Annotated in this window: 15 protein-coding genes; 8 read left to right on the top strand and 7 right to left on the bottom strand. The window is 65.9% G+C overall.

Annotation, left to right across the window (positions count from 1 at the left end):
* The first annotated feature begins 171 nt into the window (after positions 1–171).
* From ACVMB0_RS31600 to ACVMB0_RS31570, 7 genes are all read left to right on the top strand, one after another.
* Entirely contained in the window at positions 172–939 is a 768-nt protein-coding gene (locus ACVMB0_RS31600) for a MotA/TolQ/ExbB proton channel family protein (protein WP_461348702.1), read from the top strand.
* On the top strand, positions 936–1,625 hold the full coding sequence (locus ACVMB0_RS31595; protein WP_456753948.1) for a hypothetical protein: 690 nt from the start codon (positions 936–938) through the stop codon (positions 1,623–1,625). Before ACVMB0_RS31600 ends, ACVMB0_RS31595 begins: the two co-directional genes overlap by 4 nt.
* Entirely contained in the window at positions 1,618–2,226 is a 609-nt protein-coding gene (locus ACVMB0_RS31590) for a hypothetical protein (protein WP_461348701.1), read from the top strand. The genes ACVMB0_RS31595 and ACVMB0_RS31590 overlap by 8 nt, the downstream gene beginning before the upstream one ends.
* 623 nt (positions 2,227–2,849) lie before the next feature.
* Positions 2,850–2,984 carry a hypothetical protein gene (locus ACVMB0_RS31585; protein ID WP_456753950.1) on the top strand — a complete coding sequence of 45 codons (135 nt, stop codon included), beginning with the start codon at positions 2,850–2,852 and terminating at the stop codon, positions 2,982–2,984.
* Entirely contained in the window at positions 2,981–3,574 is a 594-nt protein-coding gene (locus ACVMB0_RS31580; protein ID WP_456753951.1) for a TetR family transcriptional regulator, read from the top strand. The genes ACVMB0_RS31585 and ACVMB0_RS31580 overlap by 4 nt, the downstream gene beginning before the upstream one ends.
* A gap of 205 nt (positions 3,575–3,779) precedes the next feature.
* Complete coding sequence (locus ACVMB0_RS31575; protein WP_456753952.1) at positions 3,780–4,520, top strand: metallophosphoesterase family protein; 741 nt, start codon at positions 3,780–3,782, stop codon at positions 4,518–4,520.
* A 20-nt stretch (positions 4,521–4,540) separates the two neighbouring features.
* The gene (locus ACVMB0_RS31570; protein ID WP_461349745.1) at positions 4,541–5,998 is read left to right on the top strand and encodes a serine/threonine protein kinase; all 1,458 of its coding nucleotides are present in this window, start codon (positions 4,541–4,543) and stop codon (positions 5,996–5,998) included.
* A gap of 13 nt (positions 5,999–6,011) precedes the next feature.
* Here the strand turns inward: ACVMB0_RS31570 and rpe are convergent, their stop codons facing one another.
* A complete protein-coding gene (gene rpe / locus ACVMB0_RS31565) occupies positions 6,012–6,713 on the bottom strand; it encodes a ribulose-phosphate 3-epimerase (RefSeq protein ID WP_456753953.1) in 702 nt (233 codons plus the stop codon).
* Between the two features lie 253 nt (positions 6,714–6,966).
* Between rpe and ACVMB0_RS31560 the strand changes: the two genes are divergently transcribed.
* Positions 6,967–7,794 (top strand): EF-hand domain-containing protein, encoded by an 828-nt coding sequence (locus tag ACVMB0_RS31560; protein WP_461348700.1) that lies wholly within the window; start codon positions 6,967–6,969, stop codon positions 7,792–7,794.
* A gap of 120 nt (positions 7,795–7,914) precedes the next feature.
* Here ACVMB0_RS31560 and ACVMB0_RS31555 read toward each other — a convergent pair whose 3' ends face one another.
* The 6 genes from ACVMB0_RS31555 to ACVMB0_RS31530 all read right to left on the bottom strand — a co-directional run bounded on the left by ACVMB0_RS31555 (position 7,915) and on the right by ACVMB0_RS31530 (position 14,255).
* Positions 7,915–8,910 carry a P1 family peptidase gene (locus tag ACVMB0_RS31555; protein ID WP_461348699.1) on the bottom strand — a complete coding sequence of 332 codons (996 nt, stop codon included), beginning with the start codon at positions 8,908–8,910 and terminating at the stop codon, positions 7,915–7,917.
* Between the two features lie 226 nt (positions 8,911–9,136).
* Entirely contained in the window at positions 9,137–10,255 is a 1,119-nt protein-coding gene (locus tag ACVMB0_RS31550; RefSeq protein WP_163163300.1) for a branched-chain amino acid ABC transporter substrate-binding protein, read from the bottom strand.
* Positions 10,256–10,425: 170 nt separating this feature from the next.
* A complete protein-coding gene (locus ACVMB0_RS31545; RefSeq protein WP_461348698.1) occupies positions 10,426–11,175 on the bottom strand; it encodes an ABC transporter ATP-binding protein in 750 nt (249 codons plus the stop codon).
* The gene (locus ACVMB0_RS31540; RefSeq protein WP_461348697.1) at positions 11,172–12,005 is read right to left on the bottom strand and encodes an ABC transporter ATP-binding protein; all 834 of its coding nucleotides are present in this window, start codon (positions 12,003–12,005) and stop codon (positions 11,172–11,174) included. Before ACVMB0_RS31540 ends, ACVMB0_RS31545 begins: the two co-directional genes overlap by 4 nt.
* On the bottom strand, positions 12,002–13,327 hold the full coding sequence (gene livM, locus ACVMB0_RS31535) for a high-affinity branched-chain amino acid ABC transporter permease LivM (RefSeq protein WP_456753958.1): 1,326 nt from the start codon (positions 13,325–13,327) through the stop codon (positions 12,002–12,004). The genes ACVMB0_RS31540 and livM overlap by 4 nt, the downstream gene beginning before the upstream one ends.
* 10 nt (positions 13,328–13,337) lie before the next feature.
* Entirely contained in the window at positions 13,338–14,255 is a 918-nt protein-coding gene (locus ACVMB0_RS31530; protein WP_456797882.1) for an ABC transporter permease subunit, read from the bottom strand.
* Positions 14,256–14,363: the final 108 nt, after the last annotated feature.

Below are 14,363 nucleotides of genomic sequence, written 5' to 3'. Positions count from 1 at the left end.
AGCAGCGGTATTCCCCGCCAATCGCAAGCATGCCAAGCTATGCAGGTCGGGAAATTTGCCCGACCAAATCTGGGCAGATGTCTTTGGACGGCGCCGGCCGGCTCTGCTCTAACGGCGGATGAGGCCCGCGCGGAGCCTCATGGAACAGTCGGCACAGGGAGCTCACGCAGCATGGACGCCAAGGTCGAAGCTGCGGCCGCATCGGCCGGCACGGATACGGCGGAGCGCAGCGTCCTGCTGCTCTGGATGATCTTCACCGGCCTTTCGATGTTTGCTGCCTTCCTGCTGTGGCGCTACGGGCTGATTCGTCTCATGGTCAGTTCCGACCGCACCTACATTTCCAGCGTCATCGCGGTGCTCTACATCGTCACCTGCATCCATTGCTTCTGGCGGACGCGGGCGATCGCGCGGGAAGGTGAGGTGGCGCGGTCCTGCCGCGCGATCCTCGCTGCGCCTGACGGCGCCAAGGCGTTGGCATCGGATGCGCGCGGCCTGCCGCGCGGGCTCGTCACCGATCACATCAAGAGCCTGGTGCAGAAGGCTGACGCGCAGGCCAAAGGCCGAATCGACCAGACCCTGCTGCTGCGCACGCTGGCCGATCGCCTGCGCGGGTCCAACGGTTTTGGCGCCTTCGTCTCCGACACGCTGATGAAGCTCGGCCTGCTCGGCACCATCATCGGCTTCATCATCATGCTGGCGCCGATCGCTTCGCTCGATGCCGCCGACAAGGTCGCGATGAAATCGTCGATGGGCCTGATGAGCGACGGCATGGCGGTCGCGATGTACACCACGCTGGCCGGGCTGATCGGATCGATCCTGGTGCGGATCCAGTACTACATGCTGGATTCCGCGACCCAGCGGGTGTTTTCCGATGCCGTCGTGCTGACCGAGACGCATGTCACGCCGGCTCTCGAACGCCGCCTTGGTACCACGCCATGATGGACGAGTTCGGGCTCTATCCGCGTGAGGAATCTTTCGATCCCCTTGGTGTTATGCTGTTCAAGGCGCTGCAGGTGATCGCCTTCCTGTTCTTCCTGGCGCTGCTTGCGGTGTCGCCGGACTCCAAGGAAGGCAAGATCGAATCCAAGGCGGAGTTCATCATCACGATGGACTGGCCCGACAACCATCCCGACGATCTCGACCTGTTCGTGCAGGATCCGGCCGGCAACATCGCCTGGTACCGGCATCGCGAAGCCGGCTTTCTGACGCTCGACCGCGACGATCGCGGCGGCGCCAACGACTTCATCGTGGTCAACGGCAAGAAGATCGCTTCCCCGATCCGCGAGGAGATCGTCACCTTGCGCGGCATCGTCGCCGGCGAATACACCGTCAACGTCTCGCATTTCCAGGCCACCACCGGCGAGCCGGTGCAGGCCAACATCAAGGTGCAGAAGCTCAATCCGACCGCGCAGGTGATCTTCGACGACAAGCTGACGGTCGATCACACCGGCGACGAGAAGACTGCGGTCAGGTTTCGTCTCGACGCCGAGGGCAAGGTGATCAACGTCGACCGGAGGCCGAAATCGCTGCTCGAGACCTTCCGCAGCAGCTGGCGCAACGGCGCCGACCTCGATCCGAACACCGGCGTTCCGAAATCCGGCGTCAGGGTGCTCCGCAATGATTAGCTTGCAGTCAGTGATCCTCACCATCGCGGTGGCTTACGCGGTGATCGGTGCGTTGCTCCTGATCGTGCTGGTCTATGCGCGGCTGCACTGGTCGCTGAAGGCCGTCGTGATCGTCGTGACCAGCGCGTTCTATTTCGTCAGCTTCGGCGGGATGCGCGGCCTGCTCGGCTGGGCCTCCGCGGAAAAGCTGCCGGCCAACTTCAAGCTGCTGTCGGCGCGGATCGTGGAGCCGCACACGCTGGAGGGAGATCCGGGCTCGATCTATCTCTGGGTTGAGGAGCTCGACGAAGACAACCGGCCGAGCGCCGTCCCGCGCGCCTTCCGCATTCCCTACAGCGACGCGCTGGCGGAGCAGACCCACACCGCCGACAACGAGATCAAGGCCGGCCATCCGCAGGGCGGGCGGGCGGCGGATTTCGGCGGCGGCGACGGGACCCTCACGGACTTCGTCCGGGAGTACATCACCCCGAAGACGATCGTGGAGACCACCGGCGGCGATTCCACCACGGGGACGTTCGTCGCCCCGCCGGCCGGTGCACAGGGATCGGTCTTCACGCCGCTGCCGCCGCCCCGGATGCCGCCCAAGGACGAGCAGCGATAGGAGCCGCACCGCTGGCAGGATGGCACAAAAATAGGGATCGCCAATAATCAGTCAGCGGGATGGACAGTAGTCACCCGGAATTCCTCAATCGCCTGAACGGTGTATCTTGGGGCTAACCGGGGCTAGATTTTATCCCGAAGCCATTTTTCCCGGCAAAGGGGCCGCTGCGTGAGGCGGCCCCTTTCGATTCCGGCGGCCCTGTTCCGGGACCGTCACGCGGCCTCAGAGCACCGTCATGAAGGCGATCGCGAGGACCATCAGCCAGCCGACAATGACCAGCGACAGCACCGCGCCGGCGGTGATCTTGGCGATTTCCTTGAAGGTCTCTGGCCGATCCATGCACGCCTCTCCCGGGTGGCCGAAGGAGACATAGGCACGGTCCGGCGGATCGCCCGGCTGCTCACAGAACGGTGTAGCGCGCCATAGGCCGGGCGGCCGTAGGGCCCGGTGGGCCGGGCTGCATAGCTGTCATCTCGCAAAGTTTGTCTGACAGATATTGAAATCTGTCAGCGAGATGGTGTATATAGTCTCCAGCCCAAAGGGAGGAGGGCGCCCAGCGGCTGTTCCGGCGTTTTGGCCGGGACAACCGGACTTCAATTTGATTACCTCGAAGGACTACCTCCATGACGATAGAAATCTTTCAATTGACCGCCCAGATTCAACAGTGGCTCAACCTTCGCGTCGCCCGCCATTTGGCTGCCCAGGCTGCCAAGTTCACCCGCGGGCAGGACAGCGATAACCAGACGGTAAGCGCATGAACGAGGCGGTGGTTTTGACACCCGAGCGGATCCTCGAGGCAACTGAGGATGTCTTGAGACGCTACGGGTTGACCAAGGCCACCGTTGTCGACGTGGCCCGTGCGCTGGATGTCAGCCACGGCAGCGTCTACCGCCATTTCCCCAGCAAGGCCTCGCTGCGCGACGCAGTCGCCAAACGTTGGCTCGACCGTGCCAATGAGCCGCTGTGCAAGATCGCGGCCGGCGACGGCCCGGCGCCGGAGCGGTTGGAGCAATGGCTGCGCACCGCCTTCACCATCAAGCAGAAGAAGGTCTGCGACGATCCCGAGATGTTCGCGACCTACCTGGCGCTGGCACAGGGTGCGCGCGAAGTGGTGGAAGCCTACAAGGACAAGCAGGTCGATCTGATCGCGAAAATCCTGTCCGACGGCGTCGCGCAGGGCGTGTTCGAGATCGACAACGTCAAGGCGACGGCGCGCGCCGTGTTCGACGCCACCGTTCGCTACCATCATCCGGCACATGCCGAGGAATGGGCCAAGCCGGAATGCCCGTCGCGGATCGACGCCTTGATCGCCCTGCTGCTGCGGGGCGTGCAGGTGTGCAAGCACTAGCATTCTCTCACAGCAGAGCAAACGGCACCCCTCTCCCTTGCGGCCCCCTTGCGAGGGAGGGTTGGGGAGACGGGTGAGCCCCGAGTCGCGACGGAAAGATTCCGCGCGCTCGCGCCGACTGGCTTTTCGCCGATGCCTTCGGCCCGATTGCGAGCCGGGGGCGGCGTGTGCTTGATATCGGCAGGGATTAGTCACGCGGACCACGATGCGGCTTGCACTGTTTGCCGATATTCATGCCAACCGGCAGGCCTTTGCGGCCTGCCTCGACGCTGCGCGGGCGCGCGGCGCCGAGCGGCTGATCTGCCTCGGAGACATCGTCGGCTACGGCGCCGATCCCGAATGGGCCGTCGAAACCGTGATGGACCTGGTCGCCAACGGCGCGATCGCGGTGCGCGGCAATCATGACAATGCGATCGGCGTTCCCAGCGACGGCATGAACGCCGATGCCCAGGCCGCCATCGACTGGACCCGCGGCCGGCTCAGCGGCGAGCAGAAGCAGTTCCTGGCCGAGCTTCCGATATCGCGGCAGGAGGACAACCGGCTCTACGTGCATTCGGAGGCCTCCGATCCGACCAAATGGCGCTATGTCCGCGACACTGCGGACGCCGCGCGCAGCATGATGGCGACCGAGCAGCAGATCACCTTCTGCGGCCACATCCATCGCCCCGGCCTCTATTCGATGTCCTCGACCGCGAAGATGACGAGCTTCGTTCCGACCTCGGGCATAGCGGTGCAATTGCTGCCGGGGCGGCGCTGGCTTGCGGTGCTCGGCTCGGTCGGCCAGCCGCGCGACGGCGATCCGGCGGCGTCGTTTGCGATGTTCGACACCGCGAACCGCGAGATCACCTATCATCGGGTGCCCTACGACGTCGCGACCGCCGCGGCGCGGATCAAGGCCGGCGGCCTGCCGCCCTGGCTGGCCGACCGCCTGCCGCTCGGCAGGTGACGCCGGTGGCGGCGCTGACGATGCAACCGGGCGCCGTGCTCGATGGCTTCACCATCGGCGAGCGGGTGCACCGCGGCGGCATGGCGACTTTGTGGACCGTCACCCATCCCGGCATCAATGTGCCGCTTTTGATGAAGGTGCCGCTGACCTCGGAGGGTGAGGACCCGGCCGCCATCGTCAGCTTCGAGATGGAGCAGATGATCCTGCCGCGGCTGTCGGGTCCGCACGTGCCGGCCTGCTTCGGCACCGGCGACTTCGAGCGCCAGGCCTATGTGGTGATGGAGCGCATCCCCGGACAAACGCTCTACAAGCGGCTCGACGACCTGCCGCTGCCGTATGAGGAGGTCAGGGCGATCGGCGGCAAGGTGGCGACCGCGCTCGCCAGCCTGCACCGGCAGAACGTGATCCATCACGACATCAAGCCGAGCAGCGTCATGTTCCGCGAGCGCGGCGAGGCGGTGCTGATCGATTACGGTCTGTCGCACCACCAGCATCTGCCCGATTTGTTGCAGGAGGAGTTTCGCCTGCCTTACGGCACCGCGCCCTACATGGCGCCGGAACGTCTGCTCGGCGTGCGCGACGATCCCCGCAGCGATCTGTTTTCGCTCGGCGTGCTGCTGTATTTCTTCACCACCGGCGTCCGCCCGTTCGGCGAGAGCGAGACCCTGCGCGGCATGCGCCGCCGGCTGTGGCGCGATCCCACTCCGCCGCGCGGGCTCAGGCCGGACTATCCGCCGTGGCTGCAGGAGATCGTGCTGCGGTGTCTCGAAATCGATCCGGCCGCGCGCTATCCGACCGCGGCGCAGCTCGCCTTCGATCTCGGCCATCCCGAGCAGGTCAAGCTGACGGCGCGGGCGCAGCGGATCAAGCGCGATCCGCTCATGACCGTTTGGCGCCGCCGCTTCAATCTCGGCGCGGCGCCGCCGCAGCCGAAGTCCAACGTCGCGGTGCAGCTCGCCTCGAGCCCGATCGTCGCGGTCGCGCTGGATATCGGCGATGACGCCGAGGCGCTGAACGAGACCATCCGCACCACCGCCGAGCAGGTGCTGTCGACCTCGCCGTCGGCGCGGCTCGCCTGCATCAACGTGCTGAAGCTCAATCGGCTGGCGATCGACCGCAGCCATGACGAGCAGGGCCAGAACAAGCATGTCGACCGCCTGGTGGCGCTCCAGCACTGGGCGCGGCCGTTCAGGCTCGAGGAGGGCCGGTTGACCGTGCATGTGCTGGAGGCGATCGATCCCGCGGCCGCCATCCTGGAATTCGCCGCGGTCAACCTGGTCGATCACATCATCATCGGCGCGCGGCAGGATTCGCTGCGGCGCGCGCTGCTCGGCAGCGTGTCCGCCAAGGTCGCCGCCGAAGCGCCGTGCACGGTGACCGTGGTGCGGCCGTCGCGGCTGACGCCGGCGACGGATGCAGGTGATGAGGCGGCGGACCCGGCAGCGAATGCCGCGGCCGCGCCGCCCGCAGTTTTTTAGCTGCGCCGGATCATTAGATCGCTTCGCCGCGTGCCTCGGCCGCGGCATGGCGGATCGCCGCGATGTTGGTCTTGTAGGCCTCGACCGTGCCGCCCTTGAACACGGCAGATCCGGCGACAAAGGCATTGGCGCCGGCGGCGGCGAGCTGGCCGGCAACGTCGGGCGCAACTCCGCCATCGACCTCGATATCGATCGGACGGCCCGCGACCATCGCCCTGACGTCGGAGACCTTGCCGATCGCCGAGCGGATGAAGGCCTGGCCGCCGAAGCCGGGATTGACCGACATGACCAGCACGAGGTCGATCAGGTCGAGCACATATTCGATCGCGCTCGCCGGCGTTGCCGGATTGAGCGAGACGCCGGCCTTCTTGCCGAGCGCGCGGATCGCCTGCAGCGAGCGATGCAAATGCGGGCCGGCTTCGGCATGCACGGTGATGTGGTCGCAGCCCGCCTTGGCGAACGCCTCCAGATAGGGATCGCAGGGCGAGATCATCAGATGGGCATCGAAGATCTTCTTGGTGTGCGGCCGCATCGCCTTGATGACGTCGGGGCCATAAGAGATGTTGGGGACAAAATGTCCGTCCATCACGTCGAGATGGATCCAGTCGGCGCCGGCCTGGTCGACGGCGCGGACCTCCTCGCCGAGCTTTGAGAAATCCGACGCCAGGATGGACGGAGCGATAACGAGGGGACGCGGGGTGAATGACTGAGTCATGTCAGCAGTTCCGGAAGACGAGCAGGGGGCGACGGGTGATCCCGCCTAACATGCGCCGCCGTGGCGGGCAATGCGAGCGGAGCGGACGGCGGGGCCGGAAAATTCTGCCGCCGGCGGCAGCTCTTGCCGGGTACGCGGAACCGCTCCCGATGCGCCAAGCCCTGGTTTTATTGGGTTTTTGCCATGGCACGCGGCTTGCTGCGCCACCGACAAGCGTTTGAGCCGCCAGGCGCGGCCCTGTTGGAGTATTGCCATGTTATTTGCAATTGGCGCTGCGTCGTCGGCCATTGATCTGCTGAGCTCGCTGATGTCGTCGAAGTCGACGGTCCAGACCGGCAGCTCCAGCCAGACTAGCCAGTCGAGCGGCCTGTTCGATCTTTCGACCACGACATCGACCTCGACCGGCAGCAGCAGCGCCGGATCGAGCTCGAGCACACCGCAGATTTCGCCGCTGACGATGAGCGCGCTGCTCGATGCGCAGAGCCAGTCGGCTTCGACCGGCACGGCTTCAACCAGCACCGCTCCGACCAGCCGGTCGGCCGCGCTGCAGGACCTGTTCTCGCAGATCGACGCCGACGGCAACGGCCAGATCACCAAGACCGAATTCGAGAACGCGCTCGGCGCCGGCGGCACCAACACCGCGCAGGCCGACGACGTGTTCGCCAAGCTCGATACCAATGGCGACGGCACCGTCAGCCTCGACGAGATGTCGCAGGCGTTGAAAGGCCACGGCGGCGGCCATCATCATCACATGGCGAGCGGCTCGACCGACGGATCCGGCTCCAGCAGCGGTGCGGGCGGATCGGGCTCCGATCCCCTGATGCAGGCGCTGGACGGCGCCACCTCGACCTCGGTGACCAACAGCGACGGTTCGACCACCACCACCACGACCTATGCCGACGGCTCCAAGGTGTCGATGACGACGCCGGCCTCGGCGTCCAGCACCAGTGGCACGTCTTCGTCTTCGTCCTCGGCCGGCAGCAACGCGACATCGTCCTACAATTTCATCGAGCAGCTGATCCAGCGCCAGTCACAGGCGATCTCCGCGCAGGCTTCGTCGTCGGTTTCCGTAAGCGCTTAGAACGTATCGGCTACTACTCGTCATTGCGAGGAGCGTAGCGACGAAGCAATCCATGTCTCGGCAAGCGGCGCGATGGATTGCTTCGCTTCGCTCGCAATGACGATCGTACAAGCTCTTCGCCTAACCGAACCGATCCCGCCAGCTCGGCAGCGCGCCGGGGAAGGGCAGCGCGGTGGCTGAATGGACGCCGCGGGCGATCGCGCGCGCCACCGTGTTGGCCGCGATCGCCCCGAGCTTGGTGAGCCCGAACAGCGGATCGATCGGCCTGACGCCGGTCGCGGCGGCAAACACCACATCGCCATCGAGCGGGGCGTGCACCGGATAGATCGCGCGCGCCATGCCGGTCTGCGCGATCATCGCAAGCCGCCGCGCCTGCGGCTTTGTCAGTTGCGCGTCGGTCACGACCACGACCAGCGTGGTGTTCTCGGCAGCGCTGGCATCCGCGCCGCCTTTCAGCCGCGGCTTCAGCATGTCCGGCGTGAACGCCGGCGGCAGGCCGCGCCCGCCGAACTCGCTACCGACCTCGAACGGTGCGGCCCAGAACCACGGACCGCCGCCGACTGTGACGCTGCCGACCGCGTTGACCACCGCGAGCGCCGCGACCTTGATGCCGTCGTCGGTCACATCAGACGCCGAGCCGAGGCCGCCCTTCAGATTGGCCGTGGTGGCGCCCATGCCGGCGCCGACGCTGCCGAGCGCGAAGTCATTGGCCGCCGCATTTGCCGCCGCGTAGCCGAGGTCGCGATAGGGCGGGAAGCGGCCCCACGCCTTGTTGCCGCCGTTGAGCAGGTCGAAGCAGATCGCGCCGGGCACGATCGGGATCACCGCATCGCGAATGCGAAAGCCGCGGCCGCGCTCGGCGAGCCATGCCTGCACGCCGCCGGCAGCGTCGAGCCCGAGCGCGGAGCCGCCGGACAGCGTGATGGCGTCGACCGCCTCGACGACATTGTGCGGCGACAGCAGCGCGTCCTCGCGGGTGCCAGGCCCTCCGCCGCGGACATCGATCGAGGCCACCGCCGGCCGCTCGAACAGGATGGCGGTGACGCCGGAGGCGATCACCGCGTCGTCGGCGTGGCCGACGCTGACGCCGGCAATATCGGTGAGAAGGTTTTTCACGATTCCGTCCATGCGCCTGCTGTCCGACCGATCCGGTATAGCAGCCGCGGTACCAGAGCAAAACGCCCCGGCGGACCGGGGCGTCTTATCCTGTAGCGTCATTGCGAGCCACCCGGTCGGCGCGAAGCGCCGCCGGATGACAGGCTCCGCGAAGCAATCCATAGTGGCCGTGCGGAAAGATGGATTGCTTCGTCGCTGTCGCTCCTCGCAATGACGGAAGGGCTTATTAGGAGCCCTTCGGGTTGATCTCGGTGTAGTTGCCCTTGGCGTCCCACTTGTAGACGACATAGTCGATCGCCTTGATGTCGCCCTTGGCGTCGAAGGCCATCTTGCCGAGCACGGTGTCCCACTCGCCGGCCTTGATGGTGTCCATCACCTTCTTGGCGTCGGTGGTGCCGGCCTTGGCGACGGCCTGGGTCCACACCTGCATCGCAGCGTAGGTGTAGAGCGTGTAGCCTTCGGGGTCGATGTTCTTGCTCTTGAACTTCTCGACGATAGCCTTCGCGGTCGGCTTGTTGCGCGGATCGGGGCCGAAGGTGAACAGCGTGCCTTCGGCGGCCGGGCCGGTGATCGAGGCGAACTCCTTGTCGTTCATGGCGTCGCCTGCCATCAGCACGGTCTGCAGGCCCTGGTCGCGCATCTGACGCAGGATCAGGCCGGCTTCCTGATGGTAGCCGCCGACATAGACCAGATCGATGTTGTCGCGCTTCAGGCGCGAGACGATCGAATTGAAGTCCTTGTCGCCCTTATTGTAGGACTCGAACATCTTCTCCTGGAAGCCGGCCTTGTTCAGTGCCTTCTTGGTCTCGTCGGCGAGGCCTTTGCCGTAGGTGGTCTTGTCGTTCAGGATCGCGACGTTCTTGCCCTTGTAGTTCTTCATGATGTAGTCGGCGGCGACCAGGCCCTGCTGGTCGTCACGGCCGCAGACGCGCGCCACGTTCCAGAGCTTGCGCTCGGTGAACAGCGGGTTGGTCGAGGCCGGGGTGATCTGCAGCACGTTGGCGTCGGCATAGGCCTCGGAGGCGGGGATCGACGACGACGAGCAGAAATGGCCGGCGACGAACGGGATCTTCGACGAGCCGATTTTTTCCGCGATCGAGCGCGCCTGCTTCGGATCGCAGGCGTCGTCATCGGCTTCCAGCGCGAGCTTCTTGCCGAGCACGCCGCCGGCGGCGTTGATGTCGGCGACGGCCTGCTCGGCACCGTTCTTCATCTGCCGGCCAAAAGCGGATTCGGAGCCCGTCATCGGACCCGCGACTGCGATTGTGATATCTTGCGCGAACGCGCTCGCCGACAATGCGAACGAAGCGCCCAATGCCAGGCCGATCAGCTTCAGTGATTTCATGAGACGTCCCTCGTGGTCGTTGCCTCTTGCGGAAGGACCCGGCACGCCGGGCTCCAAAACCGTCGGCATTCTCGGCTGATTTCGCAGCGAAGTCACCGGCAATTTTCAGGCAAATCGATGCTACATCCTGCTAACGGCGGCGGCACGGAACGTGCAGCCAGCCGTGACGACTACCCGTGGCGGCCGCCTTCCAGATAGGCGGCGCGGATTTCCGGGCGCTGCAGCAATTCGCTGCCGGTTCCGGTCAGCGTGATCAGGCCGTTGACCATCACGTAGCCGCGATGGGCGAGCTTCAGCGCGTGGTTGGCGTTCTGCTCGACGATCAGGACGGTGAGGCCGTCCTGCCGGTTCAGCGTGCGGATGGCGTCGAAGATCTGCCGCGCGATCAGCGGCGCCAGGCCGAGCGACGGTTCGTCCAGCATCAAGAGGCGCGGTCGGCTCATCAGCGCGCGGCCGATTGCCAGCATCTGCTGCTCGCCGCCGGACAGCGTACCGCCGCGCTGCGCGATGCGTTCCTTCAGCCGCGGAAACAGCGCGAACACGCGCTCCAGCCCGGCTTCGCGCTCGGCTTCCGTGCATTCGGTCGCATCGGCGCCCATCTGCAGGTTCTCCGCGACGCTCATGCGCGGAAAGATCCGCCTTCCCTCGGGCGATTGCGCGATGCGCAGCCGCGCGATCTCGTGGGTCGGCACGCCGGTGATGTCGTGGCCATCATATTCGATGCTGCCGGCGCGGGCGCGCGGCCGGCCGAAGATCGTCATCATCAGCGTCGACTTGCCGGCGCCGTTGGCGCCGATCAGGGCGACGATCTCCCCTCGATTGATCTCGATATCGACGCCCTTCAGTGCCTCGATCTTGCCATACGCCGCACGCACGCCGCGCACCGCGAGCAGGGGTGGGGTTGCCTGTGCCGCGCTCACGTGCCGCTCTCCATCACGGCGATGGCCTCTTCCTCGTCGGCGCCGAGATAGGCGGCGATCACCTTGGGATCGTCGCGCACCGTCTGCGGCGTGCCTTCGGCGATCTTGACGCCGTAGTCCATGACCACGACGTGATCGGAGATTTCCATCACGACCGACATGTCGTGCTCGATCAGGAGGATCGAGGTGCCCTGTTCGTTGCGGATCGACAGCAGGAGCTCGTTGAGCCCGCCGCTCTCGCGCGCGTTCAGCCCAGCCGCCGGCTCGTCGAGACAGAGCAGGGCGGGCTCGGTGCACATCGCGCGTGCGATCTCGAGCCTGCGCTGGTCGCCATAGGGCAGATTGCCCGCGGCATCGTCGGCGCGGTCGAGCAGGCCGACGCGGTCGAGCCAGGACCGCGCCAGATCGATCGCGCGCCTTTCGGCCTCGCGCCACGACGGCAGGCCGAGCAGCCCCAGCACGGTGAGCCCCGAAGCGCGCATCAGCGCGTTGTGCTGGGCGACCATCAGGTTCTCCAGCGCGGTCATGCCGGGAAACAGCCGGATGTTCTGGAAGGTGCGCGCCACCTTGGCCTGCTTGGAGATGCGGAAATCGTTCAGCCGCTCGAGCTGGATGCTGCGGCCGTCATCGTGGGCCAGGTGGATCGCGCCGCCGCTCGGCCGGTAGAAGCCGGTGATGCAGTTGAAGACGGTGGTCTTGCCGGCGCCGTTCGGCCCGATCAGCGCGGTGATCTTGCGCCGCTCGGCGGTGAAGGAGAGCTCGTTGACCGCGACGATGCCGCCGAAGCGCATCATCAGGCGGTCGACGCTGAGGATGGGGTCGCCGCTCATCCATGGCCCTCCTTGACGAGGTCGGACGAGATCGCCTGGTTGCGTTCCAGATACACGGTGGGCGCGCGGTGGCCGATCAGCCCGCGCGGCCGCCAGATCATCAGCAGCACCATGGCGATGCCGAACACCAGCATGCGGTACTGATCGAGGCCGCGGAACAGCTCGAAGCCGCCGATCATGGTCAGTGCGGCCAGCGCGACGCCGAGTTGCGAGCCCATGCCGCCGAGCACGACGATCGCGAGCACCAGCGCCGATTCCTGGAAGGTGAAGGATTCCGGGCTGATGAAGCCCTGCCGTGTGGCGAAGAAGGCGCCGGCGAAGCCGCCGAACATCGCACCGGTCGCGAACGCCGTCAGCTTGGTGGTCGTGGTGTTGATGCCGAGCGCGCGGCAGGCGACCTCGTCCTCGCGCAGCGCCTCCCAGGCGCGGCCGATCGGCAGCCGCCGCAGCCGGATCGTGACCCAGTTGGTGAGCAGCGCCATCGCCAGGATCAGATAGAACAGGAACACCAGGCGATGGGTCGGTGAGAATTCGATGCCGAGCCTGGCGGCGAGCCCGTCATCGCCCGGCGTGAGGGGAATGCCGAACAGGGTTGGGCGCGGAATCCCCGAGACGCCATTGGGGCCGCCGGTCAGGCTCTGCCAGTTGATGATGACCAGGCGGATGATCTCGCCGAAGGCGAGCGTCACGATCGCCAGATAATCGCCGCGCAGCCGCAGCACCGGGAAGCCGAGCAGCACGCCCCAGAACGCCGCCAGGATGCCGGCCAGCGGCAGGCAGACCCAGAACGACAATCCGAAATTGGTCGCCAGCAGCGCGTAGGAATAGGCGCCGACCGCGTAGAACGCGACATAGCCGAGGTCGAGCAGGCCGGCGAGGCCGACCACGACGTTCAACCCCCAGCCCAGCATCACATAGGTCAGGACCAGGATCGACAAATCGAGAATGTAGCGCTGGTTGTAGAAGATGACCGGCACGAGGAAGGTGAACACCAGGAGCGCCGGCGCCAGCCAGCGACCGGCGAACGCCATCGCCGATTGCACCGGCTTGGGCACGATGCTGTCCTTGTCGACCGGCCCCCACCACTGCCGCAGCAGCTCGACGATGATGCTGCCGCCGAACACGGTGCCGACGAGGGCGGCGAGATCGCCGAACCGGGTCCAGTAGATCAGGCCGCCTTGCGGTCCGGCCTCGGTCCGGATGCCGATCATCAGCGAGAACAGCACCAGCGCGACGAGAGCGCTGATCAGGGCTTTCTTGAGAATGAAGGCGCTGCCCGAGGGCTGCGCGGCGTGCGAGGGGCGGGCTGAGGTCGCGCTCACGAAGTGCCTGTCAGACTTTTTCGACTTCGGGACGGCCAAGCAGGCCGGTCGGCATGAAGATCAGCACCACGATCAGGATCGAGAACGCGGCGACGTCCTTGTACTCGACCGAGAAATAGGCCGACCAGAACGTCTCGATCAGGCCGATCGCGAGCCCGCCGAGCATCGCGCCCGGCAGCGAGCCGATGCCGCCGAGCACGGCGGCGGTGAACGCCTTGATGCCGGCAACGAAGCCCATGAAGAAATCGACCAGGCCGTAATACAGCAGGTACATCATGCCGGCGACGGCGGCGAGCGCGGCACCGATGACGAAGGTCATCGAGATGGTGCGGTCGACGTCCACCCCGAGCAGCGCAGCCATGGTCTGGTCCTGCTCGCAGGCGCGCATGTCGCGGCCGAGCCTTGTGCGGGAGACCAGCCAGGTGAACAGCGCCAGCACCACGATGGTGGCGAGCACGACCATGATCTGGATGTTGGAGAGCTGCACGGCAAAGCCTTGCGAGCCCTCATGCAGCGTGTAGCCGCCGGTGATGATCGGCGGCACCGGCTTGACCCGCGCGCCCTGCGACACCTGCGAGAAGTTGGTGAGCACGAACGACATGCCGATCGCCGACAGCATCGGCGCCAGGCGGAACGAATGGCGCAACGGCCGGTAGGCGATGCGCTCGATGGTCCAGCCATAGAGCGCGGTAATCGCCATCGAGACCAGCAGTACGATCAAGAGGATCACGGGGATTGCGGTGAGGCCGAGCGACACCAGCACCAGGAACGATATCAGCGCGATGAAGCCGCCGATCATGAAGATGTCGCCATGGGCGAAATTGATCATGCCGACGATGCCGTAGACCATCGTGTAGCCGATGGCGATCAGGCCATAGATCGAGCCGAGCACGAGGCCGTTGATCAGTTGCTGGGCGAAATAATCCATGCGCTGCCGTTTGTCCCCACTTCGCTCGAAAACGCGACGTCCGAGTGACGCGGCGAGGGCCCCCGGCAGCCTGATCCGTCGCGTCGTGTCATTTTCTAACAGCGGAAC

The sequence above is a fragment of the Bradyrhizobium sp. USDA 4451 genome, assembly GCF_054822585.1.
The sequence above is the reverse complement of the archived record's forward strand: the minus strand, read 5'-3'. Positions and strand labels throughout refer to the sequence as shown.

Excerpts from the sequence above, each read along its gene's own strand:
- ACVMB0_RS31580 (WP_456753951.1), top strand. The coding sequence starts at position 2,981 with ATGAACGAGGCGGTGGTTTTGACACCCGAGCGGATCCTCGAGGCAACT.
- ACVMB0_RS31530 (WP_456797882.1), bottom strand. The coding sequence starts at position 14,255 with ATGGATTATTTCGCCCAGCAACTGATCAACGGCCTCGTGCTCGGCTCG.
- ACVMB0_RS31560 (WP_461348700.1), top strand. The coding sequence starts at position 6,967 with ATGTTATTTGCAATTGGCGCTGCGTCGTCGGCCATTGATCTGCTGAGC.
- ACVMB0_RS31585 (WP_456753950.1), top strand. The coding sequence starts at position 2,850 with ATGACGATAGAAATCTTTCAATTGACCGCCCAGATTCAACAGTGGCTC.
- ACVMB0_RS31540 (WP_461348697.1), bottom strand. The coding sequence starts at position 12,005 with ATGAGCGGCGACCCCATCCTCAGCGTCGACCGCCTGATGATGCGCTTC.
- ACVMB0_RS31550 (WP_163163300.1), bottom strand. The coding sequence starts at position 10,255 with ATGAAATCACTGAAGCTGATCGGCCTGGCATTGGGCGCTTCGTTCGCA.
- rpe (WP_456753953.1), bottom strand. The coding sequence starts at position 6,713 with ATGACTCAGTCATTCACCCCGCGTCCCCTCGTTATCGCTCCGTCCATC.
- ACVMB0_RS31570 (WP_461349745.1), top strand. The coding sequence starts at position 4,541 with ATGCAACCGGGCGCCGTGCTCGATGGCTTCACCATCGGCGAGCGGGTG.
- ACVMB0_RS31590 (WP_461348701.1), top strand. The coding sequence starts at position 1,618 with ATGATTAGCTTGCAGTCAGTGATCCTCACCATCGCGGTGGCTTACGCG.
- ACVMB0_RS31600 (WP_461348702.1), top strand. The coding sequence starts at position 172 with ATGGACGCCAAGGTCGAAGCTGCGGCCGCATCGGCCGGCACGGATACG.
- ACVMB0_RS31575 (WP_456753952.1), top strand. The coding sequence starts at position 3,780 with ATGCGGCTTGCACTGTTTGCCGATATTCATGCCAACCGGCAGGCCTTT.
- ACVMB0_RS31595 (WP_456753948.1), top strand. The coding sequence starts at position 936 with ATGATGGACGAGTTCGGGCTCTATCCGCGTGAGGAATCTTTCGATCCC.